The organism is Agrobacterium sp. 22117 (genome assembly GCF_052045735.1).
Lineage (GTDB): Bacteria > Pseudomonadota > Alphaproteobacteria > Rhizobiales > Rhizobiaceae > Agrobacterium > Agrobacterium cavarae.
Window position 1 is genome coordinate 100,793 of record NZ_JBQEPP010000002.1, and the last position, 24,741, is coordinate 125,533.

Annotated in this window: 20 protein-coding genes; 10 read left to right on the forward strand and 10 right to left on the reverse strand. The window is 61.2% G+C overall.

What is annotated here, in order from left to right:
* Positions 1-125: 125 nt before the first annotated feature.
* The gene (locus ACTJKV_RS04845; protein ID WP_113180890.1) at positions 126-779 is read right to left on the reverse strand and encodes a TetR/AcrR family transcriptional regulator; all 654 of its coding nucleotides are present in this window, start codon (positions 777-779) and stop codon (positions 126-128) included.
* Positions 780-1,006: 227 nt separating this feature from the next.
* On the opposite strand from ACTJKV_RS04845, the gene ACTJKV_RS04850 reads away from it, so the two are divergent.
* Genes ACTJKV_RS04850 through ACTJKV_RS04860 form a run of 3 tightly spaced genes read left to right on the forward strand, consistent with a single transcriptional unit; the run spans position 1,007 to position 6,251 of the window.
* Positions 1,007-2,083, forward strand: a complete 1,077-nt coding sequence (locus ACTJKV_RS04850; protein WP_144621470.1) for an efflux RND transporter periplasmic adaptor subunit — start codon at positions 1,007-1,009, stop codon at positions 2,081-2,083.
* The gene (locus ACTJKV_RS04855) at positions 2,080-3,165 is read left to right on the forward strand and encodes an efflux RND transporter periplasmic adaptor subunit (protein WP_440598506.1); all 1,086 of its coding nucleotides are present in this window, start codon (positions 2,080-2,082) and stop codon (positions 3,163-3,165) included. The genes ACTJKV_RS04850 and ACTJKV_RS04855 overlap by 4 nt, the downstream gene beginning before the upstream one ends.
* Complete coding sequence (locus ACTJKV_RS04860; RefSeq protein WP_274103012.1) at positions 3,162-6,251, forward strand: efflux RND transporter permease subunit; 3,090 nt, start codon at positions 3,162-3,164, stop codon at positions 6,249-6,251. The genes ACTJKV_RS04855 and ACTJKV_RS04860 overlap by 4 nt, the downstream gene beginning before the upstream one ends.
* A 500-nt stretch (positions 6,252-6,751) precedes the next feature.
* Here ACTJKV_RS04860 and ACTJKV_RS04865 read toward each other — a convergent pair whose 3' ends face one another.
* On the reverse strand, positions 6,752-7,576 hold the full coding sequence (locus ACTJKV_RS04865; protein WP_274103311.1) for a tetratricopeptide repeat protein: 825 nt from the start codon (positions 7,574-7,576) through the stop codon (positions 6,752-6,754).
* 433 nt (positions 7,577-8,009) lie between these two features.
* Positions 8,010-8,240, reverse strand: a complete 231-nt coding sequence (gene rpsU, locus ACTJKV_RS04870) for a 30S ribosomal protein S21 (protein ID WP_062427830.1) — start codon at positions 8,238-8,240, stop codon at positions 8,010-8,012.
* 307 nt (positions 8,241-8,547) lie between these two features.
* On the opposite strand from rpsU, the gene ACTJKV_RS04875 reads away from it, so the two are divergent.
* From ACTJKV_RS04875 to ACTJKV_RS04895, 5 genes are read left to right on the forward strand one after another with little or no spacing between them, the layout of a single operon-like run.
* The gene (locus ACTJKV_RS04875; protein WP_062427831.1) at positions 8,548-9,801 is read left to right on the forward strand and encodes a sarcosine oxidase subunit beta family protein; all 1,254 of its coding nucleotides are present in this window, start codon (positions 8,548-8,550) and stop codon (positions 9,799-9,801) included.
* 2 nt (positions 9,802-9,803) lie between these two features.
* A complete protein-coding gene (locus ACTJKV_RS04880; protein ID WP_274103014.1) occupies positions 9,804-10,205 on the forward strand; it encodes a hypothetical protein in 402 nt (133 codons plus the stop codon).
* Positions 10,206-10,214: 9 nt separating this feature from the next.
* The gene (locus ACTJKV_RS04885) at positions 10,215-10,529 is read left to right on the forward strand and encodes a sarcosine oxidase subunit delta (protein ID WP_274103015.1); all 315 of its coding nucleotides are present in this window, start codon (positions 10,215-10,217) and stop codon (positions 10,527-10,529) included.
* Positions 10,526-13,486 carry a sarcosine oxidase subunit alpha gene (locus ACTJKV_RS04890; RefSeq protein WP_274103016.1) on the forward strand — a complete coding sequence of 987 codons (2,961 nt, stop codon included), beginning with the start codon at positions 10,526-10,528 and terminating at the stop codon, positions 13,484-13,486. The genes ACTJKV_RS04885 and ACTJKV_RS04890 overlap by 4 nt, the downstream gene beginning before the upstream one ends.
* Positions 13,479-14,027: a sarcosine oxidase subunit gamma gene (locus tag ACTJKV_RS04895; protein WP_111849398.1), complete on the forward strand. Its 549-nt coding sequence runs from the start codon at positions 13,479-13,481 to the stop codon at positions 14,025-14,027. The genes ACTJKV_RS04890 and ACTJKV_RS04895 overlap by 8 nt, the downstream gene beginning before the upstream one ends.
* A 124-nt stretch (positions 14,028-14,151) precedes the next feature.
* Here ACTJKV_RS04895 and ACTJKV_RS04900 read toward each other — a convergent pair whose 3' ends face one another.
* The gene (locus ACTJKV_RS04900) at positions 14,152-14,784 is read right to left on the reverse strand and encodes a LysE family translocator (protein WP_111849400.1); all 633 of its coding nucleotides are present in this window, start codon (positions 14,782-14,784) and stop codon (positions 14,152-14,154) included.
* A gap of 76 nt (positions 14,785-14,860) precedes the next feature.
* The gene (locus ACTJKV_RS04905; RefSeq protein ID WP_274103017.1) at positions 14,861-16,231 is read right to left on the reverse strand and encodes an APC family permease; all 1,371 of its coding nucleotides are present in this window, start codon (positions 16,229-16,231) and stop codon (positions 14,861-14,863) included.
* A gap of 309 nt (positions 16,232-16,540) precedes the next feature.
* Here ACTJKV_RS04905 and ACTJKV_RS04910 point away from each other — a divergent pair, with 309 nt between their 5' ends.
* Positions 16,541-16,744 (forward strand): hypothetical protein, encoded by a 204-nt coding sequence (locus ACTJKV_RS04910; protein ID WP_062427972.1) that lies wholly within the window; start codon positions 16,541-16,543, stop codon positions 16,742-16,744.
* 3 nt (positions 16,745-16,747) lie between these two features.
* Entirely contained in the window at positions 16,748-17,467 is a 720-nt protein-coding gene (locus ACTJKV_RS04915; RefSeq protein ID WP_274103018.1) for a nucleotidyl transferase AbiEii/AbiGii toxin family protein, read from the forward strand.
* Positions 17,468-17,512: 45 nt separating this feature from the next.
* Here ACTJKV_RS04915 and ACTJKV_RS04920 read toward each other — a convergent pair whose 3' ends face one another.
* The 5 genes from ACTJKV_RS04920 to glgA form a co-directional block, all read right to left on the reverse strand.
* Positions 17,513-18,550 carry a DUF2332 domain-containing protein gene (locus tag ACTJKV_RS04920; RefSeq protein ID WP_274103019.1) on the reverse strand — a complete coding sequence of 346 codons (1,038 nt, stop codon included), beginning with the start codon at positions 18,548-18,550 and terminating at the stop codon, positions 17,513-17,515.
* A gap of 113 nt (positions 18,551-18,663) precedes the next feature.
* On the reverse strand, positions 18,664-19,149 hold the full coding sequence (locus ACTJKV_RS04925; protein ID WP_062598907.1) for a MaoC family dehydratase: 486 nt from the start codon (positions 19,147-19,149) through the stop codon (positions 18,664-18,666).
* A 229-nt stretch (positions 19,150-19,378) separates the two neighbouring features.
* A complete protein-coding gene (glgX, locus tag ACTJKV_RS04930; RefSeq protein ID WP_274103021.1) occupies positions 19,379-21,349 on the reverse strand; it encodes a glycogen debranching protein GlgX in 1,971 nt (656 codons plus the stop codon).
* A 317-nt stretch (positions 21,350-21,666) separates the two neighbouring features.
* Positions 21,667-23,298 (reverse strand): alpha-D-glucose phosphate-specific phosphoglucomutase, encoded by a 1,632-nt coding sequence (locus ACTJKV_RS04935; RefSeq protein WP_111849406.1) that lies wholly within the window; start codon positions 23,296-23,298, stop codon positions 21,667-21,669.
* A complete protein-coding gene (gene glgA / locus ACTJKV_RS04940) occupies positions 23,299-24,741 on the reverse strand; it encodes a glycogen synthase GlgA (RefSeq protein WP_274103022.1) in 1,443 nt (480 codons plus the stop codon).

Here is a 24,741-nt window from a genome sequence, read left to right on the forward strand (position 1 = left end):
TTAATGACCACTTGTGGTGTTTGCTTGCCTCGAGAACATAGAGGTCAACTGGTCAATCACGTTAGCTCTCTGATCGCCTTCGACCGGTCTTTCGTCATCGCGACCGTCCGCTGACCAACCCACCCTCAACCTTCCCCGGTCTTCCTCGCCAGAAGCCCGTTCAGGAGCAGATCGAGATGGGCGGCGCGGTAGCCTTTTATGTCGATGTCCATGGCTTCTTCGAAGATGATCCTCAGAACGGTGAGCGTCATCAGCGGTGCGATGACGAGTTCGGGGAAGGCGATGTAGTCGCTTTTCAGCTCGCCGGCCGCGGCACCTTCCTTGATGAGTTCGATGATCCTGTCGATCAGGGGCTGGAAGACACATTGCTCATGCCGGGCGACGATGTCGGGGAACTTCTGGCCCTCGGCGATGATCAGCTTGAGGATTTCGCGGTTCTGGCGGTCTTGGTCGAGATGATCGTAGAGTGCGCCCAGAAGCGCCCTGATCTTTTCGGAGGCGGTGCCGGTGCGGGTGTCCTCGCTCTTGACGATGTCGGCGAAGGAGGTCGAGGCGTGGCGGATGGTGGCTTCGAAGAGAATTTCCTTGGTCTCGAAGTACACATAAATGGTGCCCTTGGTGACGCCCACATGTTTGGCGATGTCCTCAACCCGTGTTGCGGCGTATCCGTTCTTGACGAACTCGGTGAAGGCCGCGTCCAGGATCTGCGCGGGGCGGAGCTCTTTCTGCTCGGCGCGCGTCAGTTTCTTTCCCGCCTTGGAGTGGCACAGCTTAAACATCGGTGATCGGCATCCCATTCATTCGGCATCGATAGTGCTGAAGCAAGTCGCAATCTCTAGATTCGCGTCGCCGCTTCGTTCTTTGTTTTATCGCATATCGTTATCGCAAAACCGCTGCATAGTTTTTCGTGCAGCAGGCTTCAGAAGTTATCATTGACTTTCCAGTCAGTCAAATATACGCAATCACGATATCTCGATGATAAGGCCCAGCCATGAAGCAGCCACCCATGAAGCAGATTTTGAGCGTGCTCCTGATTGCGAGCGCCGGTTTTTTGACCGCGTGCAGTCCAAAGGAAGGCGAAGGAGAACCGGACTTGCGCCAGGTCCGGGTGGTGACGGTTGAGAACAGCCAGGTGGTGTCCGGCGGAGCCGTGACCGGTGAAATCCGCGCGCGTATCGAGACCGATCTGTCCTTCCGTGTGGGCGGCAAGATCATCGATCGTCAGGTCGATGTCGGAGACCATGTGAGAGCGGGCCAGGTTCTGGCGCGCATCGATGCGGAAGAGCAGCAGGCGGATCTCGCGGTTGCCGAGGCCAACCTCGAGGCCGCTGTGGCGCAGCGCATCCAGGCGGAGCTGGCTTTTGCCCGCCAGCAGAAACTTTTCGAAACGCAGGTGACGCCACGCTCGGCGCTCGATCAGGCGCAGGAAGCGCTCTCCACCGCGCAGGGCAGCGAGCGGTCGGCGCAGGCGCAGCTTGGCAGCGCTAAGGAAGCGCTCTCCTATACCGAACTGAAAGCCGACCAGGATGGGTTGATCACCGCGCGCAATGCCGAAGTGGGGCAGGTGGCGCAGGCGGCTTCCCCCATCTTCACGCTGGCGCAGGATGGCCCGCGCGATGCGATCTTCGAAGTGGTGGAAACGCTCTTCCTCGGCCGTGAGATTCAGCCGGAGGTGAAGATCACGCTTCTGACCGATCCCGACCGGCAGGTGATGGCCAAGGTCCGAGAGATTTCCCCCACCATCGATTCCTCCACCGGAACGGTGAAGGTGAAGGTCGGGCTTGGTGTGGACGTTCCCATGCCGCTTGGTGCAGCCGTGCAGGGCAATTTCCTCTATGAGCCACAGGCCGCCATGGTGCTGCCCTGGTCGGCGATTTCCTCCAAGGATGGAAAGCCGGCTGTCTGGGTCGTCGATCCCGCCTCGTCGAAAGTGGCGCTGCGCGTCATCGAGGTCGAAGATTATGAAACGGGTCATTTCATCGTCAAGCAGGGGCTGAAGCCCGGTGAGAGCGTGGTGGCCGAGGGTGGCAAGTTCCTGCGCCCGGATGAGAAGGTCGCTTTCGAGAAGGTGGCAGCACAATGATGAGAACCCCTATTGCGACCCTCCTTCTGTCGGGACTGCTGCTTTCCGCCTGCAGTGAGGATAAGTCCGAGGCCCCGCCGCCGCCGCCGCGCCCCGTGCTTTCGGTTGTGGCGAAGGAGGTTCCCGTGCAGTCTCTCAGCTTTGCGGGAACGGTGTCTCCGCGCTTCGAGGCCGAGCTTGGTTTTCGCACGCTGGGGCGTCTCACGTCTCGCACCGTCAGCGTCGGCGATCTCGTGGAGAAGGGGCAGGTCATTGCCACCATCGATCCGACATCGCTGGAGCTTGCCGTGCGCAGCGCCCAATCGGATCTTTCCAATGCGCAGGCGCAGCTTCGCAATGCGCAGAGCACGCAGCAGCGCCAGTTGCAGCTTGCCGAAACGCGCTCCGGCACCCGGGCCGCATTGGAAGAGGCGGAACAAGGGCTGAAGACCGCAAGCGCCTCCGTGGCGCGGGCGCAGGCCAATCTCAACAAGGCGAATGAGCAGCTGAGCTATGCGCAGCTTGCCGCCGAATTCGACGGCGTGGTGACGGCAACCTCGGCAGAACTCGGCCAGGTGGTGACCGTCGGCCAGGTGGTGGTGACGATTGCCAAGCCGGACGAGCGCGATGCGGTGATCGACGTGCCGCAGTCCATTGCCGAGCAGCTGAAACTTGGCACGCCCTTCGACGTGGCGCTGCAGCTCGATCCGCAGGTGCGGGTGGCGGGCACGGTGCGCGAGATCGCGCCGCAGGCCGATACGGCCACACGAACGCGCCGCACGAAGATCGCGCTTGACCACCCGGGTGATGCCTTCCGGCTGGGTGCGGTGATCCGCGCTTCGGCCAGCATCGCCTCCAAACCCAATCTGATGCTGCCGGCCACCGCCATCCGCACGCGCGACAGCCAAACCGCCGTGTGGATTGTCGATGAGGCCGCCGCAAAGGTTACGCTTCGCCCGGTCGTGCTGGAGGGTCCGCCGAACGCCTATGGCTATGTGGTTGTCAAAGAGGGCGTGAAGCCGGGGGAGCGTGTCGTTATTGCAGGCGTCAACTCGCTTGAGGACGGGCAGTCCATTCGCATCGATCAGGAGCGCGTACAGTGAAAAAGTTCAATCTCTCCGAATGGGCATTGGCGCACCGCTCGCTCGTCTCCTATTTCATGATCGTCTTCCTCATTGCAGGCGTGTTTTCCTATCTCAATCTCGGGCGTGAAGAAGATCCGAACTTCACCATCAAGACGATGGTGATTTCCGCCGCCTGGCCGGGGGCGACGGCCGAAGAGGTCAGCCGTCAGGTAACGGACCGCATCGAGAAGAAGCTGCAGGAGCTGGAATCGCTCGATTATACCCGCAGCGAAACGACCGCCGGCAAGACCACCGTCTTCCTCGAGCTTCTGCCCACCACCAAGGCGCGGGATGTGGAGCCGACCTGGCGCCGCGTCCGCAACATGATCAGCGATATCAAGGGCGAGTTTCCCTCGGGCGTGCAGGGGCCCTTCTTCAACGATCGCTTCGGCGACGTCTTCGGCAATATCTTTGCCTTTACCAGCGACGGGCTGTCTCAGCGCCAGCTGCGCGATCTCGTCGAAGATGCGCGCTCCAAAATCCTGACCATCGAGAATGTCGGCAAGGTCGATATTATCGGGGCGCAGGACGAGGCGATCTATCTGGAGTTTTCCACCCGCAAGATTGCAGCGCTCGGCATCGATCGCCAGTCGATCATCGCCACGCTGCAGGCGCAGAATGCGGTGACGCAATCCGGCTTCGTGACCGCTGGGCCGGAGCGCATCGCCATCCGTGTGGGCGGACAGTTCGCCTCGGAAAACGCGCTGGAATCCATCAATCTGCGCGTCAATGACCGCTTCTTCCCGTTAACCGATGTGGCGACGATCCATCGCGGCTATGTCGATCCGCCGACGGCACTCTTCCGCTACAATGGCAAGCCGGCCATCGGTCTTGCCATCGGCATGCGGGCCGGTGCCAACCTGCTGGAGTTCGGTGAAGCCGTCGATGAACACATCAAGGCGGTCGTCGCAGACCTACCGATCGGCGTCGAGGTCAACCGCGTGTCCGATCAGCCCGCAGTGGTGGAGGAGGCTGTGTCCGGCTTCACCCGTGCGCTGTTCGAAGCGGTTGCCATCGTTCTTGTCATCAGCTTCATCAGCCTTGGTCTTCGCGCCGGTCTGGTGGTTGCGGTGTCCATTCCGCTCGTGCTCGCCATCACCTTCGTCTACATGGAATATACCGGCATTTCGTTGCAGCGCATCTCGCTTGGTGCGCTGATCATTGCGCTCGGTCTTCTGGTCGATGACGCGATGATTGCGGTGGAGATGATGGTGGCGCGGCTGGAGGAGGGCGACGATCTGCGCAAGGCCGCGACCTATGTTTACACGTCCACCGCCTTCCCGATGCTGACCGGCACACTCGTGACCGTCGCGGGCTTCATCCCGATCGGCCTCAACAGCAGTGCGGCGGGTGAGTTCACCTTCACGCTGTTTGTCGTCATTGCGGTTTCGCTGCTGGTCTCCTGGATCGTCGCGGTTCTCTTCACCCCGCTTCTCGGCGTGTTGATGCTGCCCAAGACGATGAAGCAGCATCACGACAAGAAGGGCCGGGTTGCGACGATCTTCTCGCGTCTATTGACGACAGCCATGCGCTGGCGCTGGGTGACCATTCTGTTGACCATCGGTGTCTTCGGCGTCTCCGTCGCCGGCATGGGTCTGGTGCAGCAGCAGTTCTTCCCAAGCTCCGACCGGCCGGAACTGATCATCGACTGGAACCTGCCGCAGAACAGCTCGATTGCCGAGACCAACCGGCAGATGGCAAAGTTCGAGCAGGACAAGCTCGCCAACAATCCTGATATCGACCACTGGACGACCTATGTGGGGCAGGGCGCGCCGCGCTTCATTTTGTCCTTCGACGTGCAGAACCAGAACGTCTTCTTCGGCCAGACGGTGATCGTGCCGAAAAGCCTGGAAGCGCGTGACCGGGTGCGCGGCGATTTCCAGAAATATCTGAACGAGACGTTTCCCGGCACCGATGCCTTCGTAAAACTGCTCGATATCGGCCCGCCGGTCGGCAAGCCGGTGCAGTATCGCATCAGCGGTCCGGACGTCCAGAAGGTGCGCGACATCTCCATGCGCTTTGCCGGTGTCGTCGGCCAGCATCCGCTGCTCACCAACATGATCTTCGACTGGAACGAGCCATCGCGCGTGGTCAAGGTCGATGTGTTGCAGGACAAGGCCCGGCAGCTTGGCGTGAGCTCGGAAGATATTGCCACCGTGCTGAACAGCATCGTCGAAGGCGCGAGCGCCACGCAGGTGCGCGACAATATCTACCTCATCGATGTGATCGGACGTGCTGACGCTCAGGAGCGCGGCTCGATCGAGACGTTGCAGAACCTGCAGATTGCAGGCTCCGACGGAAAGCTCATCCCGCTCTCGGCCGTGGCGAACCTGCGCTATGATGTGGAACAAGCCATGATCGCATCGCGCGACCGCATCCCGACCATCACGCTGAAAGCGGCGATCAAGGGGCCGACCCAGCCGGCGACGATCGTCACCCAGCTTCAGCCGCAGGTGGATGCCTTCATCAAGACGCTGCCGGTCGGCTACAAGGTCGAGATCGGCGGCGCCGTGGAATCGAGCGCCGAAGCGCAAGGACCGATTGCCGCCGTCGCACCGATGATGCTCTTTGCCATGGCGACGATCCTGATGATCCAGCTGCAGAGCTTCAGCCGCCTGTTCCTGGTCTTTGCGGTGGCTCCAACAGCGCTGATCGGCGTGGTGGCGGCACTGCTTCTCAGCAACGCGCCGATGGGCTTCGTGGCGATCCTCGGCATTCTGGCGCTGATCGGCATCCTTATCCGAAACTCGGTCATCCTGGTGGTGCAGATCGAGCATCTGCGCATGGAGGGCGTGCCTGCCTGGCAAGCCGTGATCGAGGCGACCGAGCACCGCATGCGCCCGATCATGCTGACGGCGGCGGCTGCGACACTGGCACTTATCCCGATTTCGCGCGAAGTCTTCTGGGGGCCGATGGCCTATGCGATGATGGGCGGTATCGTGGTCGGCACGGTGCTGACACTGCTCTTTTTGCCGGCGCTTTACGTGACCTGGTTCCGCATCAAGCCGGAGGAGAAGACGGCCGAGCCAGAGGCGAAAGCCGAAGGCGACGCCAAGCCTGCTTGAAAAAACAAGCTGGAGGCGATCCCGTTTAAGTTCTGAATCTGGGGCTCACCCCCCTCTGTCCTGCCGGACATCTCCCCCTCAAGGGGGGAGATCGACTCGTGGCGAACTCTCGCACTTCGTCGACGTTGATGATGAAATGGGGGAGCATCCCTCTTGCCATTCTCCCCCCTTGAGGGGGAGATGTCCGGCAGGACAGAGGGGGGTGCGGCACCCCTCGGGCATGCCCGCCAGAAAGAACAGAAGTGGGGCGACCGAAATAGAACGCCTCTCGCTCGTCATCCTCAAGCTTGACCTGAGGATCCATGTTTTTCGATCACTTGAGGATTGGGTCGTGGATCCTCGCCTCAAGGGCGAGGATGACGGGGAGGAGGGGTTTAGCGTTACATCAACGTCGCGCGGAAGGAAACCCGCCTACCTCTTATCACAGAGTACACAGAAGAAGAGCCATTGGCGTATTTTACTGTGGTGTCCGGAAGGACGGACGGCGTTCGGAAGAACGCTTACGACGCGCCAGCGCCGCGCATGCGGGCGAGGCCGTCGACGGCGGGCTTGTATTTGGGGTCGAGGCGGGCGGCGTGGTTGTAGGATTTCAGCGCCTTGTCGCGTTCGCCGCGGCGCTCATAGACCAGTGCCTGGTTGGCCCAGGATTCCGCGCGGCTGTCATCCAGCGCGATGGCGTGGTTGAAATCGGCAAAGGCGTTTTCGTCGTCGTTCAGCGCCACATAGGAAATGCCGCGACCGTTGTATGGCTCGGGCGAGTTGGGCGAAAGCGAGATGGCCTTGGAGAAATCTTCGATGGCCTGGCTGTGCTGGCTGCGCAGCTGGTAGATCAGGCCGCGATTGTGATAGGCGCGGCCATCGGTGGTGTCGGTGTTGATGGCGGCGGTGAAGTCGTTGAAGGCTTCGTTGGTGCGGCCCGTCTGGCGGTAGAGGTTGCCGCGACCGATCAGCGCCACGTCGTAATTCGGGTTGATCTGCAGCGCGCTGTTATAATCCTGCAGCGCCTGCTGCTGCTGGCCCATGTTGCGGTAGACGAGCGCGCGGTTGGCGTAAGCCTGATAGAAGCGTGGATTGAGCTGCAGGGCCTGATTGAAGTCGGCAATGGCGCGCTTGGAGTCACCGGCGCGGCCGTAAGCCGAGCCACGGACGTTATAGCCTTCCGGATCCTGCGGGTTGGCGTTGATGACCGAGGTCAGCGAGGCGATGTTCTGTTCAGACCCTTGAGCGCGGTCGATCTGGAACACGTCGTTTGTCGTGTTGGTGGTGGCGCAGCCGGCAAGAGCCGCAACCATGCCGCAGAGGATGAGGGTGGAAGAAAGCCGCATGGTTTTTCTCTGAGATACGCCGTGGAACAGGGCGATAGGACGTCTGGATTCACCGGTATCAACAGCGTTCATGCGGTATGGGTTCCCTCTCAAGGCTGATCATGCAGAGCCAATTATGCAGGCCCGATCGTGCAAAGCGAATTCAGACATGCTAAACCGTGTCGCGATCTTTCAGATCCGCTCCTTCACGCTTTAGGCCTTCTTCTCTCGCATGTCGTTATCGCAAAACCGGTCACCGCTTTTGCGCGACATGCTTTAGAGCGCCGTGCGTCCTATTGGACGCACAAAGGACGCTCCATCTTCTTTGAGCCACGCATCGTGCTTTCCGAAAACCCTATCCGATTTTTGGGCCGATGCTGTAAAACTCAAAGAGCGGCGGCGAAATAATCGCCCCCGCCCCATAAGCATTCAAAAACGTCGAAAAGACGGCCTATTAGCGGCTCGCAGCACGTGGAGCAGCAATCAGACCTTCGCGCTGCATGCGCTTGCGAGCAAGCTTGCGAACGCGGCGAACGGCTTCAGCCTTTTCGCGAGCGCGCTTCTGCGAAGGCTTCTCGTAATAATCACGCATCTTCATTTCGCGGAAGATACCTTCGCGCTGCATTTTCTTCTTGAGAGCGCGAAGCGCCTGATCAACGTTGTTATCGCGGACTAGTACCTGCACGTGAATCCCGTTCCTTTAGGTTGGTTATCTTGCCATGCGAATAAAGGCATTCGCAGGCAAACAAAAAAGCGTTCGTGTGGCCGGGTTGGCCGCGCGATTGGTGTGGTGCAATATCAGATCGTTTCCTTGAAGTCCAGCCGTTAACTGTGTCTCTCGGTGAAAATACAAGGGGTGCCGAGAAAGTTATGACGCATGTCAAAACAATCATGTCGCGGCGTCGCAAAATGAACACTGAACACTGCGCATATTTGCCATTCATAGGTCTCAGCCGGAATAATCCAGCGTGTCTTCAGGGAGTTGCTTGCGAATGCGCAAATTTTCTGTTTTTGCCGTGGCTCGCGAGGCAATGCGGGCCCACAAGGGATGGGATGCCCAGTGGGCTTCTCCCGAGCCGCGCAAGGAATATGACGTCATCATCATCGGTGGCGGCGGCCATGGTCTCGGTGCCGCTTATTATCTGGCCAAGGAACATGGCATCACGAATATTGCCGTTCTGGAAAAGGGCTGGCTCGGCGGCGGCAATACCGGCCGCAACACCACCATCATCCGCTCGAACTATCTCTATGAAGAGAGCATGGATATGTACGAGCACTCCCTCAAATTGTGGGAAGGCTTGAGCCAGGATCTGAACTACAACGTCATGTATTCGGCACGCGGCGTGATGATGCTGTCGCACAATGTGCATGACCAGCAGTCCTTCAAGCGCCATATCAATGCCAACCGCCTCTATGGCATCGACAATGAATGGCTGACGCCGGAAGAGGCCAAGGCCTACTGTCCGCCACTCGATATTTCTGCGAACGCGCGCTACGCCATCAATGGTGCTGCCCTGCAGCGTCGCGGTGGTACCGCCCGTCACGATGCTGTTGCCTGGGGCTATGCCCGTGCGGCGTCCGATCGCGGCGTCCACATCATCCAGAACTGCGAAGTCACCGCGATCCGTCGTGGGCCGGATGGCGCAGTGACGGGTGTGGAAACCAATCGTGGCTTCATTGGCGCCAAGAAGATCGGCGTATCGGCGGCCGGTCACTCCTCCGTCATCATGAAAATGGCCGATGTGCGCGTGCCGCTTGCTTCCAACCCGTTGCAGGCTCTGGTCTCCGAGCCGCTGAAACCCATCTTCCCCTGCGTGGTGATGTCCAACACCGTGCATGCCTATATCTCGCAGTCCGACAAGGGCGAGCTGGTCATCGGTGCCGGTACCGACCAGTACAACTCTTATTCGCAGACCGGCGGCCTGCAGATCATCACGCATACGCTGGACGCCATCTGCGAACTCTTCCCGATCTTCCGTCGTGTGAAGATGATGCGCCAGTGGGGCGGCATTACCGACAACACACCGGATCGTTCGGCGATCCAGAGCGTGACGCCGGTTCCAAACCTCTTTGTCAATTGCGGCTGGGGTACGGGCGGCTTCAAGGCCACGCCAGGCTCTGCGCATCTCTTCGCGCATCTGATTGCGCGCGGCGAGCCGCACCGGCTGGCGGCAGGGCTGAACCTCGACCGGTTCCGCACTGGACGGTTGATCGACGAGGCGGCAGCCGCGGCGGTTGCCCATTGAAGATGCCGGCTGCTCTCCTTGCAGCCATGTGTATGGCCTCTGCGGCCGATGCCGGTCCGGTTGTTCCCGAGGCTGGCGATTTTCGAGTGCAGGCCATCCGCAAGGTGCAGGGAGAGGACAACTGGCCGTTTCTGGCGGAAGAGGGCTTCCTGATGTGCGCTCCAAGCCTTGGCCAGAAGCTCGTCTATTTCGTGCCGAAGGGTGCAGATGGCGAGAATGAATATCCCGTCGCCCTCGACAGCAATCTGATGTCGATGGCGGTGGTCAATATCGGGCGCGGCAACGCGTTTCGGCCCTATACGAATTTTGAAGATCTGACGAACAGGCTCTCCCCCTACATCACCATGGGAAAGCGCCTGTGTGACCAACCCGCCGGAACGGTGATTCCGGAAAGCTCTCTTTGAGGGAACATCATGCTGCTGATCCGTTGTCCATATTGCGAAGAAGAACGCTCCGAGCTGGAGTTCCGCTGGGCTGGCGAGGCGCATATTGCCCGCCCTGAAAACATTGCCGGGATCTCCGACGAGGAGTTTGCCGAGTATTTCTTCATGCGCGATAACGACAAGGGCATGGTCTATGAGCGCTGGCGCCATATCCATGGCTGCGGCCGCTTCTTCAACGCGGCGCGCCATTCCGTGACCGACAAGTTTTACCTGACATACAAGGCGGGCGAGCCGAAGCCGGATGAGGCTTCGCTTCTCTCCTCCAGCGAAGGAGCAGCCCGATGAGTGGCGCTTACCGTATCAAGGGTGCCGGCCGCCTGACGCCTGCCCGCACCGCCCGCTTCAACTTCGACGGCAAGAGCTATACTGCGCTTCAGGGAGACACGGTTGCCTCCGCATTGCTGGCAAATGGCGTGCACCTGATCGGCCGCTCGTTCAAATATCACCGTCCGCGCGGCTTTCTGTCTGCCGGTCCGGAAGAGCCGAATGCGCTGATCGACGTGTCGCGCGATGCCTCCCGCCGCCAGCCGAACGTGCGCGCCACGGTGCAGGAAGTCTTCGACGGGGCGATCGTCTCGTCGCAGAACCGCTATCCGTCGCTGTCCTTCGATGTCGGCGCGATCAACGATTTCTTCTCGCCCTTCTTTGCGGCGGGCTTCTACTACAAGACCTTCATGTGGCCGAAGGCGGCATGGCACAAGCTCTATGAGCCGATCATCCGCCGCGCCGCGGGTCTCGGCAGCGCGCCGAAACAGGGCGATACCGACCAATATGCCAGCCGTTATGCCCATTGCGACGTGCTGGTGGCCGGTGGCGGTGCTGCCGGTCTGACGGCGGCGCTTTCTGCGGCCAAGACGGGTGCCAAGGTCATGCTGGTCGACGAGAACCCGACGGTTGGCGGTGCGCTGCGCTTTGAAAGCGGCACCGTGATCGACGGCAAGAACGGCTATGACTGGGCGCAGTCGGTTTTGGCCGAGCTGAAGGCGATGCCGAATGTGGAGGTGCTGACCCGCACCACCGTCTTCGGTTACTACAACCACAACTTCATCGGCCTGGCCGAGCGCGTGACCGACCACCTGGCAAGCCCGGCGCTGCATGAGCCGCGCGAGCGCCTGTGGCAGGTGCGCGCCAAGAAGGTGGTGATGGCGACCGGCGCCATCGAGCGCCACATGGTATTCGCCAATAACGACCGCCCCGGCATCATGCTGGCGTCCGCTGCCCGCACCTATCTCAACCAGTATGGCGTGGCTGTCGGCCACAATGTTGGTGTCTACACCGCCCAGGACAGCGCCTATGAGGCGGCCTTCGACCTGAAGCGCGCCGGTGTCAAGATCGCGGCGATCGTCGATTGCCGTCCTAATCCGAGCGCAAAGCTTCTGGACGAGGCGCGCGCGCTTGGTATCGAGGTTCTGGCTGGCCACAGCGTCTTCGATACGGCGGGCCGCCTTCGCGTCACCTCCATGACGGTTGGCCGCAATGGCGGTTCGGGCAAGCGCAAGATCGCTGTCGATGCGCTGATCGTCTCGGCCGGCTGGACGCCATCGGTCCATCTCTTCTCGCAGTCTCGCGGCAAACTGAAATATGACGCGCCGAACCAGCGCTTCCTGCCCGACGTGCACGTGCAGGACTGCGTTTCGATCGGCGCCTGCAACGGTACCGACGATCTCTCCGCGCTGCTTTCCGAAGCGGCTGCGGCTGGGGGCGGCGAAGTTGCCGTTTCCGGCAGCAATGCCAACACCTGGACGGGCGGCATGATCGGCGCTGCCGAAGGTGCGGGTGCAGACCAAAGCGTCAAGGCCTTCATCGACTTCCAGCACGATGTCTGCGCCAAGGATATCCGCCTTGCGGTACGCGAAGGCATGCACTCCATCGAGCACATCAAGCGCTTCACCACCAACGGCATGGCGTCCGACCAGGGCAAGATGTCCAACATGCATGGTCTTGCCATTGCATCGGAAGCGCTGGGCCGCGATCTGCCGAAGGTCGGTCTCACCACCTTCCGCGCACCTTACACGCCGGTGACCTTCGGTACGCTGGTCGGCCATTCGCGTGGCAAGCTGTTCGATCCGGCCCGCAAGACGCCGATGCATGCCTTGGAAGAAGCAGAAGGTGCGGCCTTCGAGGATGTCGGTAACTGGAAGCGCGCCTGGTACTATCCGCGTGCGGGCGAAGACATGCATGAGGCAGTCAACCGCGAGTGCAAGACGGTGCGCGAAAGCGTTGGCGTCTTCGATGCCTCCACGCTCGGCAAGATCGAGGTTGTCGGCCCGGATGCGGCGAAGTTCCTCAACCTGCTCTACACCAATGCCTGGGATACGCTGAAGCCCGGTCGCTGCCGCTACGGCATCATGACCCGCGAAGACGGTTTCGTCTATGATGACGGTGTTGTCGGTCGCATGGCGGAAGACCGCTTCCACGTGACGACGACGACGGGCGGCGCGCCACGCGTGCTGCACCACATGGAAGACTATCTGCAGACGGAATTCCCGCATCTCAACGTCTGGCTGACCTCCGCCACCGAACAATGGGCGGTGATCGCGGTGCAGGGACCGAAGGCGCGCGAGGTGATTGCGCCGCTGGTGGAAGGTATCGATCTTTCGCCCGAAGCGTTCCCGCATATGGCGGTGGCGGAAGGCAAGATCTGCGGCGTGCCGACGCGTCTTTTCCGCGTGTCGTTTACCGGCGAACTCGGCTTCGAAGTCAACGTACCTGCCGATTTCGGCCCGGCCGTTTGGCAGGCCATTGCCGAGCGGGCGAAAGCCGTCGGCGGCTGCCTTTATGGCACCGAGACAATGCACGTGCTGCGCGCCGAAAAGGGCTACATCATCGTCGGCCAGGATACCGATGGCACGGTGACGCCCGACGATGCGGGCCTTGGCTGGGCTGTCTCCAAGAAGAAGACGGACTTCGTCGGTATTCGCGGTCTGCAGCGCCCGGATCTGACCCGCAGCGGCCGCAAGCAGCTTGTCGGTCTCTTGCCGAAGAACGCGCATGAGGTGCCGGAAGAGGGCGGCCAGATCGTCGTCGATCCGAATGCACCCAAGCCGATGACAATGCTCGGTCACGTCACATCGTCCTACTGGTCCGAAAATCTCGGTCGCGCCATCGCTTTCGGTCTGGTGGCCGATGGCCGGGCGCGGATGGGTGAGACCCTCTACATTCCGCTTGCCGACAGGACGATTGCAGTCGAGGTGACGGACATGGTGTTCTTCGACAAGGAAGGAGGCCGGATCAATGGCTGATTTGGCGACAGCAAAGCGTACATTCGTTCTCGACGGCGTGCATGGCGGTTCCGCCGGTACATCCATCAAGCCTGCGGCACCGGCCTACCGGCTGGTGCTGCGCGCGCGGCCAGAGGCGGTGGAGGCCGTATCTCAGGCGCTCGAACTTGCCCTGCCGACACGCCCGAAAACCTCTGCGACCTCGGGACTGCGCTCGGCCTTGTGGATCGGCCCGGATGAGTGGCTGGTCATCGACCAGGGCGAAGCCGACCTGATGGCAGCACTTTCCAGCACGACCGGACTGTTTTCCGCAACCGACGTCTCCCACCGCAACCTCGCCATCATCGTTTCCGGCCCCGGCGCCGAAACGACGATCAATGCCGGCTGCCCGCAGGACCTCTCGCTTGCCGCCTTCCCGGTCGGCGCCTGCACCCGCACAGTCTTCGGCAAGGCGGAAGTGGTGCTGCTGCGCGTGGCCGATGACACCTTTCGCGTGGAGTGCTGGCGCTCCTTTGCGGACTATGTGTTCGGTCTGCTGGACGAGGGTTCGCGGGACGCTTGAGGCGCGCGCTTTAGTCATTCAGGCGCCCTAAGCCGTTGAAAAGATGGATCCTCGGGTCGAGCCCGAGGATGACGCAGGTTGGGTTTTGCCCCTCGTCCTGACCGGCCTCTCCGTGCCGCTCTTTCTACTGCCTTGATCCCAGCGCCAGACGGCAGGCGAGCCCGGCAAAGACCCCTGCCAGTAGATAGTGCGGCAGTTTGGGAAAGCGGCTGATGCCGGAAAGCCGCTGGCGGATGTTGCTGCCAAGAAGAATCACGGTGCCATTCACCAGAAAGCCGATGCCGTTCAGGATGGTGGCGAGGATCACCATCTGGAGGACGAGCGCATTGCCATCCGGATTGATGAACTGCGGAAAGAGCGCCAGAACGAAGAGCGCCATTTTCGGGTTGAGGATGTTGGTGGCGAGGCCTTCCAGAAAAATCCGTCTTGAGGACAGCCGTTTCAATCCGGTTGTGGGCGAAAAGCCCGCGCCCTGTGAGCGCACGGTTTTGACGGCAAGATACAAGAGATAGGCGCAACCCGCCCAGCGGACGATCTCGTAGGCGACCGGTACCGTCAGAAACAATTGCGAGAGGCCCAAGGCTGCGGCAATCGCGTGGCAATAGGTCCCGGCGGCTATTCCGGCATAGGTCAGAAAACCTGCGGACCGGCCCTGGCTGACACTGCGCGAGGCGATCAGCAGCATATCCGGACCGGGTGTAGCCGTCAGCACGAGGGCTGCGGCGGCAAAGAGCATGAGGGTGGGGAATTCCGGCATGGTATTTTCCTTTTGAAAATGAGGCCGGAATTCCGATCTATCATGGGCGACGCAGATAGCAAGCGCCGTTGTGCCGCTAAGCCGATTTCGCCTGTGCCCGCATGAAGCCCACCGTTGCTGCCCAGAGAACGACGCCGATCAGGAGCAAGACGCCCGCAATCGAATATTGCACCGGATCGCGCCCGGTCCATGGGCCGACGAGGAAGAAGCAGCTGATGGCGCCGAGCACCGGCAGGATGGTCGGTGTGCGGAAGTGCTTGTGCGCCACCTTGTCCTTGCGCAGCACCAGCACCGCGACATTGACGATGGTGAAAACGCCGAGCAGCAGGAGAGCCGTTGTACCGCCAAGCGCTGGAACACCGCCGGCAAAGGCGATGAGTCCGACGGCGATCAGCGAGGTGAAGATGATCGCCACAAAGGGCGTGCGGCGGCCGGAATGGACCTTGCCGAGGGCTGGCGGAAGCACGCCTTCGCGGCTCATGCCGTAGATCAGGCGGCTTGCCATCATCATGTTGATCAGCGCCGAATTGGCGACGGCAAACATAGTGACGACGGCGAAGATGCCGATCGGGAAGTTTGGCGCGCCGGCTTGTACCACCTTCAAGAGCGGCGTTTCGCCTTCGCCGAGTTCGGCAGCGGGCACGAGGGTGATGGCGGAAATGGCGACCAGAATATAGATGATGCCGGTGATGACGAGACCGCCGAGCAGCACTTTCGGAAAGATGCGGGCGGGCTGCTTGCATTCTTCGGCCATGTTGACCGAATCCTCAAAACCGACCATGGCGAAGAAGGCAAGTGTGGTGGCGGCCACCACCGACCAGATGACGCCGTGTTCACCCGCAGGCTGGAAGGTCCAGGCGCGCGACACATCGCCCTGACCATTGCCGATGGCCCAGAAGCCGATGCAGATGATCAACAGCAGGCCGGTCAGCTCCACCACCGTCAGCACCACATTCATCTTCACGCTTTCACCGACGCCACGGAAATTGATGAGTGCGACGGCAACGATGAAGGCAATAGCGATGCCGGTGACACCGAAGCCGCCGAAATCGAAGCCGGTGACGGTGGCGAAATTGGCGGCAAAGGCGCGCGAGGCGGTGGAGGCGGAGGTCACACCCGACGACATGACGGTGAAGGCGACGAGGAAGGTGATGAAGTGAACGCCGAAAGCCTTGTGGGTATAAAGGGCAGCGCCTGCGGCGCGCGGATATTTCGTCACCAGTTCGAGATAGCTGCAGGCGGTCAAAAGTGCCACGGCAAAAGCGATGAGGAAGGGCAGCCAGACCACGCCACCCACTTCGGCGGCGACCTGACCGGTCAGCGCGTAGATGCCGGTGCCGAGAATATCCCCGACGATGAACAGAAGAAGCAGCCCCGGCCCCATGACGCGTTTAAGCTCAGTGCTTTGCTCGCCTGCATCATCCGGTTGTGTAATGTTTTGCGCCATATAGAATTCCCCCAAATAATATCGGCTTTAACGTGAGGGCTGGATGAAGGTTCCCGCGAGAGAAGAGCAAATGGCGCCAAGTGCTTGCGCTGGAATTGGCTGGAGGAATGGCGATGGTTTCTGCTATAGAGGATACAGCTTTTGGGCGAAGGGCTGAAGCCGCGCCCGACCCGTCATGGTCGGGCTCGACTAACCACGAGCCATTGAAAGCAGGGACCCTCGTGGCCGAGCCCGAGGACGACGAGGGGAACAGGTTAGTACTTCATTGCAGCCTGGCAGCCTTGGCTGGAGCCTTCTATAGAGGATATGATGCAGATACAGGTCGGCCATTATCCGCAATTGCAGATGCTCTGCTGGAGCAGGGACGCGAACGCGTGCTTGACTGGCGAAGAAGCGTTCTCGATCTACGAGCGCAATTGGCGCTTTGTCGACACTGAGGCACTGACCACAGAAGAGAAAGCGTTGATCGACGATCTGGTTGAGCGATACGGCCCTTTGCTGATAGCATCCTGACATATGAGTACTTTCCGCCGTCCGCATCATAACGCTGTCCTGACCGTGCTGAACTCTCTCGACGGAGAGTTGCTGAAACGCGCTGAATGTTTTTTCGGCGGCGAGACCGCGATCGTCCTTAGCCTCGACGAGTATCGTGAAAGCGTCGATATCGACTTTCTCTGTTCGTCTCAGGAAGGCTACAGGATGCTCCGCGAAGCCGTGTGGAGCAGACGATTTTCGGGGCTTGCCAAATCGACTGGGAAGTCGATTGGCCGGGTTTCAACTCTGCGAGACATGCGGGCCGACCAATATGGTATTCGGACCTTTGTGCAGGTGGACGATACCCGCATCAAGTTCGAGATCGTACGCGAGGGTCGTATCGATCTTTCCGGGCAGATGGATGAGCGCTACGGCGTCCCGGTGCTGAGCAGAAGCGATATGTTCGCTGAGAAGCTTTTGGCGAATGCGGACCGCTGGCCTGATAAGGCCGTTTACAGCAGAGATATTATCGATCTGTCGATGATGATTGCTGCGTGGGGCAATGTTCCTGCTGCGGCGTGGCAGAAAGCTCGAGACGCTTACGGTGAGACGGTTACGAGCGCGTATTCCAGGGCTGTCGCGTTGATTCAGGACAGAGAATGGCTCCACACCTGTATGGACGGCATGCAGATGGACCGGCAGCTTGCGTCGCGGATATTGGGAGCGCATGCGAACCCAACGGTCGATCAGGAGCCGGATTGAGCTTCGAATAAAGGCTTGGCTTTGAGCACGCTACCTATGTGACGGTCACCGCACCCAGCCCTTCCAATCCACCCAGCGCCCGTGAAAATCCGCTCGGCCGATCTCCTGTTTTTCACCCGTGGGCCAGATTTGCAGGGTCAGTGCGGCACCGCGTGGCTGGCCATCGCCTTCCATCTGGAGGCGGGCGAGCGGGGCGTCCGGGGTGGCGCGGCTTCCGGCCTCAGTGATCAGCGCTTCGCCCTTCTGTTTGAGGCTGTCTGGAAAATACTGCCAGGCGACGGAGTGGAAGATGACATGGGTGGCGCCGGGCTTCGAGGTTTCGAGCCGTCCTGCCAGCCAGTCGATCGCGTCTGCCTTTTCCACCTGCAGGTGATTGTCGGCGGCGATGGTGAGCGCATTTTGCGTGCGCTCCAGGCGGTCCGCCTGGTCTGCCCAGATGTAGGAGAGCTGGCGCAGGCGGTCGTCGGGATTGGATGGATTCAAGGGATTGAGGTCGCAGCCGGCGCGTTCGAGGACGGTGAAGCTAAGCGGGATGGCTGGCGCTTCGCCGCGCCATTCCGGCGAGAGGAAGACGGGACTGCCCGTTCCCCATTCCGTTTCGCCAAGGCGGTAGCGATAGCGGTCGAGCTGGAGGTTGAGGCCGGCGCTTGCGCCAACCTCTGAAAGGATGAGCGGCCTGCCGGTGCGCTCGGCGACGATGAAGAGACCAGGCAGGAGGGCCGCGGAGCGGCGGACTTCGTTGGTTTGCGGCGGGAACTTCAGTCGCTCTAGGATGAAGGCCTTGTGCTCCTGAAAGGCTTGCTGGCAGGCGGTCCAGAGGTCGGTGTCATTGAGTTCGGTCAGCGGGCTGATCCGGTTTGAACGAACCAGCGCATGCAGGCACCCGGCGGTGCGCAAGGGCACGGAGTCGTCGCTGGGACCGGGCGGGCCGGGCCATGTGAGGATGGTGTGGGCAACGGTGCCTTGCGCGCTGTCCAGCTTTTCGGCAAGCAGCCGGCAGAGCCTGGCGGTGAAGGGCGAACCGAGCGCATCGCACGCTTGCGCCTGCGTCTGGAATGCTTCTCGAACGATTGCTTCCGGCATGGTGCCCTCCGTCCTCTGCCTGTTCTAAGACGTGTCGCGATCTTTTAGATACGCGTCAGACGCCTCAGGTCTTTGCGATCGTAAACCGTCGAACCGTTTGCGCCGACCATGCCTTACGCGTCCTCCGGCCTGTCCTTCGGATCGAATTGCGAGATGGTGGTCCAGCGGGCGGTGAGCGCCGGTTTGCGTTCGTCTTCGATTTCCACCGTCACGTCGTAGGTGTTGGTCAGCATCGATGCGCCGCGAAAGCGGGCTTCGGCCAGGGTGAAACGGCCGCGCACGCGCGCGCCGCTCTTGACCGGGGCGACGAAGGTGACTTTGTCGAAGCCGTAATTGATGCCCATGGTCTGTTCGCGGATTTTCGGCAGTGCGCTGTAGTTCATGGCCGACAGCAGCGAAAGCGTCAGGAAGCCATGGGCAATCGTGCCGCCGAAAGGGCTCTCGGCCTTGGCACGTTCAGGATCGGTGTGGATGAACTGGTCATCCAGCGTGGCCCCCGCAAAGGCATCGATCATTGCCTGATCGACGGTGATCCAGTCGGATACTCCCACTTCCGTGCCGACCAAACCCTTCACTTCACTAAGCGATACGTCTTTCACAGCGCGTGGTCCTTTTCATGATGGAGACTCTACCGTATCGGCCCGAAAGTCGGAATCGATTTTCGGAAAGCACGATGCGGTGAGTCTACGAGATAGAGCGTCTTTATGCGTCCAATAGGACGGCGACGCGCTATAGGGCAGGTGAATGCGTGTCATCAACGGCTACATCATCGGACGGGAAATCGGAACCGATTTCGCAAAGCCGATGCTAAAAGAATGAGGGCCTCCCCTAAAGGAGGCGGGGTGCACCCACATAAAAGACGACGGAGCGGGGTGGCAACCAGGCGGGAACGCCGAAATCGACGCCGAGCGGTTTCCAGCCTTCGCCCTTCAAGGTGAAGGGAATGGCGTTGCGGCTGCGGTTGAACAGAATGGCCAAGCGAACCGTCTTGCTGGTCTGCCTGTCCAGTGTTTTCAGCACCATGGCGAAGGTGGTGGCATCCGGGCGGTTCCAGTCCTCGTCGCGCATGGGGTCGCCCAAGGGCGAAAGCCATTCGATCTCGCCGTTGCCGGTTGAGAAGAAAGTGCTTTCGCCAAAGACTGCGAAGCGCTGGCGCAGCTTGGCCAGAAAGGCGGTGTGGTCGATCAGATCGGGGGAAAGGGCTTGCCAGTCCACCCAGGTGATCTCGTTGTCCTGGGCATAGGCGTTGTTGTTGCCGCGCTGGCTGCGCCCACCTTCATCGCCCGCCGCCAGCATCACCGTGCCGCGGGTGACGAAGAGGGTGGCGAGCAGCGCCTTGACGTCGGCGATCCGGGCAGCGTTGACCGCCGGATCGTCGGTCAGGCCCTCGATGCCATTGTTCCACGAGTGATTGTCATTGTGGCCGTCGCGGTTCTCCTCGCCATTCGCCTCATTGTGTTTGTGGGCGTGGGCGACGAGATCGAAAAGCGTGAAGCCGTCATGGGCGGCGATGAAGTTGACGCTGCGGGTTTCGGTGCGCGCGTTGCGTGAGAAGATCGGGGCAGAACCGGCAAGCGCATCGGCGAGCGCGCCGATCGTATAATCGTCGCCACGCCAGTAGCGGCGGATATCGTCACGCGCCCGGTCGTTCCATTCGAGGAACGAGGCCGGAAAATTGCCGAGTTGATAGCCGCCGGGGCCGATGTCCCAGGGTTCTGCGATCAGCACCCGGTCGGCCAAAAGCGGGTCTTCATGCATCTGGCGCAGGGTTTCGCTTTGCGGATCGAAGCCCTCCGCTGTGCGGCCGATAACGGGGGCGAGATCGAAGCGGAAGCCATCGATACCGGCATGGGCGACGAAGTGGCGGAGCGTTTCGATGACGAGATGGCGCACCTGTGGGTGATCGCAAGCAAGCGTATTGCCGGTGCCGGTGTCGTTGATCAGCGTGCCGGGATCGTCGGATGCGTGACGGTAATAGGTGAGGTTGTCGAGACCGCGCAGCGATAGCGTCGAGCCGAAGCGATCGCTCTCGCCCGTATGGTTGAAGACGAGATCGAGGATCACGCCAATGCCTGCATCATGCAGTTTGGCGACAGTGTCGCGCAGTTCGGCGATACCGCCAGGGCAGAGCCGCGGATCGAGCGCCATGAAGCCGACGGGGTTGTAACCCCAGCCATTGGTGAGATTGAGCGGCGGCAGATGCCGTTCGTCGATCCAGGCGGTGATCGGCATCAATTCCACGGCGCTGACGCCGATCTTTTTCAGATGCGCGATGATGGTGGGGTGGGCGAGCGCTGCGACCGTGCCGCGAATGGCTTCCGGTATGTCGGGGTGCAGCATGGTGAAGGGCTTGACGGCCACTTCATAGATCAGGCCGGTGCGGGTGAAGCGGGGTGGCTCGGGCGTGATCGGCGTGTCGCTGGAGACGATCGCCTTCGGCATGACGGCGCTGGTGTCTTCGCCGAAGGTGAAGAGGGAGGGGTGGTTCTGGAAAGGGCGGTCGATCGTGGTTGCGTAGGGGTCGAGGAGGAGCTTGGCCGGGTCGAACCATTGGCCGTGGTCTGGCGCGTGAGGGCCGTGGGCGCGGTAGCCGTAGCGGGTGCCTGTGGTGGCTTGCGCAACGGTGAGGCGATGGATGCCGTCCTCGTCACGCTGCATGTGCAGGCGCGCGGTTTCGGTGTTGCCGCTGGCGTCGTAGAGGCAGAGTTCGATTTTCGTGGCGTTTTGGGAGTAGACGGAAAACTGGGTGCCTGTTGGCGTGGGGACTGCACCTTGGGGGAACGCTGGGTGGGTTGGCATGGGCTGGTCCCTTTGGTGGTTTGTGAGTTGGGGCTTGCGTCTCTTTTGGTGCGAAGGCGCGGCCCGTCTGTTCTTTAGGACCCCCCTCTGTCCTGCCGGACATCTCCCCCTCAAGGGGGGAGATCGGGTTGGGGTTGGCCGCTCGCTTTTCTTGCTACCTCCGTGAGGAGGTTTCTTCAGCACCAAGCTTGATACGAAGCGGAAGCTTGCCTCTTGCCGATCTCCCCCCTTGAGGGGGAGATGCCCGGCAGGGCAGAGGGGGGTGGCCACCCGCAAAAGGGAGGCGAGCCATGACAGCCCACCCCCCCAGCCGCAGATCAGGTAATCACCGTCGGCGCATCGCGGCCTGTGTGCTTCTTGATGCCGGCAATCGTGTCTGCCGCAGCGATGAGGTCGGCCAGCGCTTCCTGGGTTTCGATAGTGTGGCGGGCCGCATCGGCCTCGTAGCGCTCGACATAGAGGCGCAGCGTGGCGCCGGAGGTGCCGGTGCCGGAGAGGCGCAACACGATGCGCGAGCCGCCTTCGAAGAGGATGCGGATGCCCTGGTTCTTGCTGACCGACTGATCGACCGGATCGTGATAGGCAAAGTCGTCGGCCTTGGCGACCTTCAGGTTGCCGTAAGTGGTGCCGGGAAGCGTCGCCAGCTTCTCGCGCAGTATGGCGACCAGCGTGTTGGCGGCGTCGCTGTCGACTTCTTCATAGTCGTGGCGCGAGTAATAGTTGCGGCCATATTCGGCCCAGTGCTTGGTGACGATGTCCTTGACGCTTTCCTTGCGGGCGGCGACGATGTTCAGCCAGAAGAGCACGGCCCAGAGACCGTCCTTTTCGCGCACATGGTTGGAGCCGGTGCCGAAGCTTTCCTCGCCGCAGACGGTGACCTTGCCGGCATCCAGCAGGTTGCCGAAGAACTTCCAGCCGGTCGGCGTTTCATACATGCCGATGCCGAGCTTTTCCGCCACGCGGTCTGCGGCGGCACTCGTCGGCATGGAGCGGGCGATGCCGGAAATGCCAGATGCGTAGCCGGGCGCCAGCTTGGCGTTGGCGGCGATGATGGCAAGCGAATCCGACGGCGTGACGAACATGCCCTTGCCGACGACCATGTTGCGGTCGCCGTCGCCATCGGAAGCGGCGCCGAAATCGGGGCCTTCCGGGCTCATCACGTCGTCATAGAGTTCCTTGGCGTGAACGAGGTTCGGGTCTGGGTGATGGCCGCCGAAATCCGGCAGCGGTACGGAGTTGCGAACCGAGCCTGCCGGTGCGCCAAGGCGCTTCTCGATGATTTCGACCGCATAGGGGCCAGTCACCGCGCTCATGGAATCGACCACGACCTTGAAGCCGCCTGCGATCAGATCGCGGATCGCACCGAAGTCGAAGAGTTCTTCCATCAGCGTGGCGTAATCGGCCACCGGATCGATGACTTCCACCTGCATGCCGGCGACGTCGCTCGTGCCGATCCGGTCGAGATCGATATCGGCAACATCGGCGATGCGGTAGGTTTCGATCGACTTGGTGCGGGCGAAGATGGCGTCGGTGATCTTTTCGGGCGCCGGGCCGCCATTGCCGATATTGTACTTGATGCCGAAGTCTTCGTTGGGGCCACCGGGATTGTGGCTGGCGGAGAGAACGATGCCGCCGAAGGCCTTGTATTTGCGGATGACGTTGGAGGCAGCAGGCGTGGAGAGAATGCCGCCCTGGCCGACCAGAACCTTGCCGAAGCCTGCGGCTGCGGCCATCTTGATCGCCTTCTGGATGACCTCACGATTGTAGTAGCGGCCATCGCCGCCGATCACCAGCGCCTCACCGGCAAAGCCCTCGAGGCTGTCGAAGATCGACTGGATGAAGTTTTCCGCGTAGTTCTCCTGCGCGAAAACCGGCACCTTCTTGCGAAGGCCGGAGGTTCCGGGCTTCTGATCCTGAAACGGCGTGGTCTGGACGGTCTTGATCGACATTCAATGGCCTTTCGACAAAAGTTGGGTGTAGAGCGCGGCATACAGCCCTGCGCTCTTTTCCCAGGAAACATCCGATTTCATCCCCTGCTTCTGCATCTGCGTCCACAGCTTCGGGTCTCGGTAATATCGCATGGTGCGGCGGAGCGCCTGGCGCAGTCCTTCCGGGGTGACGGAGGAGAACTGGACGCCGGTGGCGACCTTGGCGGAAACAGCAGCGTGATTGGCATCGATCACGGTATCGTTCAAGCCCCCGTTGCGTGCAACGACGGGCACGCAGCCATAGCGCAGCGCATAAAGCTGGGTCAGGCCACAGGGCTCGAAGCGGGAGGGAACGATGATGGCATCGCTGCCGGCCTGCATCAGGTGCGACAGCGGCTCGTTATAGCCGACGGCAACGCCGACGCGTCCGGGATGACGGGTGGCGGCGGCCATCAGCGCGCCTTCCAGCGCAATCTCGCCGGCACCCAGCACCACCAGACGACCGCCCATCTCGACGATATCGTCGGCAACCTCGGCAATCAGGTCGATGCCCTTTTGCCAGGTGAGGCGGGAGATGACGCAGAAGAGCGGACCGTTGTCGTGATCGACCCGGAAGTGGTTGGCGACGGCGGCCTTGTTGATGGCGCGCAGCTTCAGGTTTGCAGCCGTATAGTTTTCCTGGATCAGATGGTCGATTGCCGGGTTCCAGACCTCGGCATCGATGCCGTTGACGATGCCATGCAGCGCCTGGGCGCGGGCGCGGATGACGCCCTCGAGCCCCATGCCGTAATCCGGGGTCAGGATTTCCTCGGCATAGGACGGGCTCACCGTGCTGAGCGCCGTTGCCGTCTGCAGGCCGCCCTTCAGAAAGCTGATATCGTTATAATATTCAATGCTTTCGGTGGAAAAGGCATGGGCCGGCAGGCGCAGTTCGGAAAAGATATTGGCGCCGAACTGACCCTGGAAGGCAATATTGTGGATGGTCAGCAGGCTTGGAATTTCCGGCGTCTCGGCATAGCGCATATAGACCGGGGCCATTGCGGACTGCCAGTCATGCGCATGCAGGAGATCTGGCTGCCAGCCGGCAAGCTTGCCTGCGGCGATTTCGGCAGCGGCCAGCGAAAGGGCGGCATAGCGCTTCCAGTTGTCGGCGAAATCCTTGCCGGTGGAATCGAGATAGGGGCCGGCGGGGCGGTCATAGAGCGAGGGAATGTCGAGGATCAGGAGGTCCAGACCCTCATGCTCGCCTGCCAGAATATCGGCATGTTCACCCAGAAGATCGGGAAACTCCCCGACCTTGTGGGCGTCCTTGACCGCCGATTTGACGGCGGGGTAGCCGGGGATGAGCGAGCGGGTGTGAACGCCGCAGGCTTTCAGCGCGATGGGGAGCGCGCCGGAAACATCCGCAAGCCCCCCGGTCTTGATCAGCGGATAGATTTCGGATGTGACCGAAAGAACATTCAT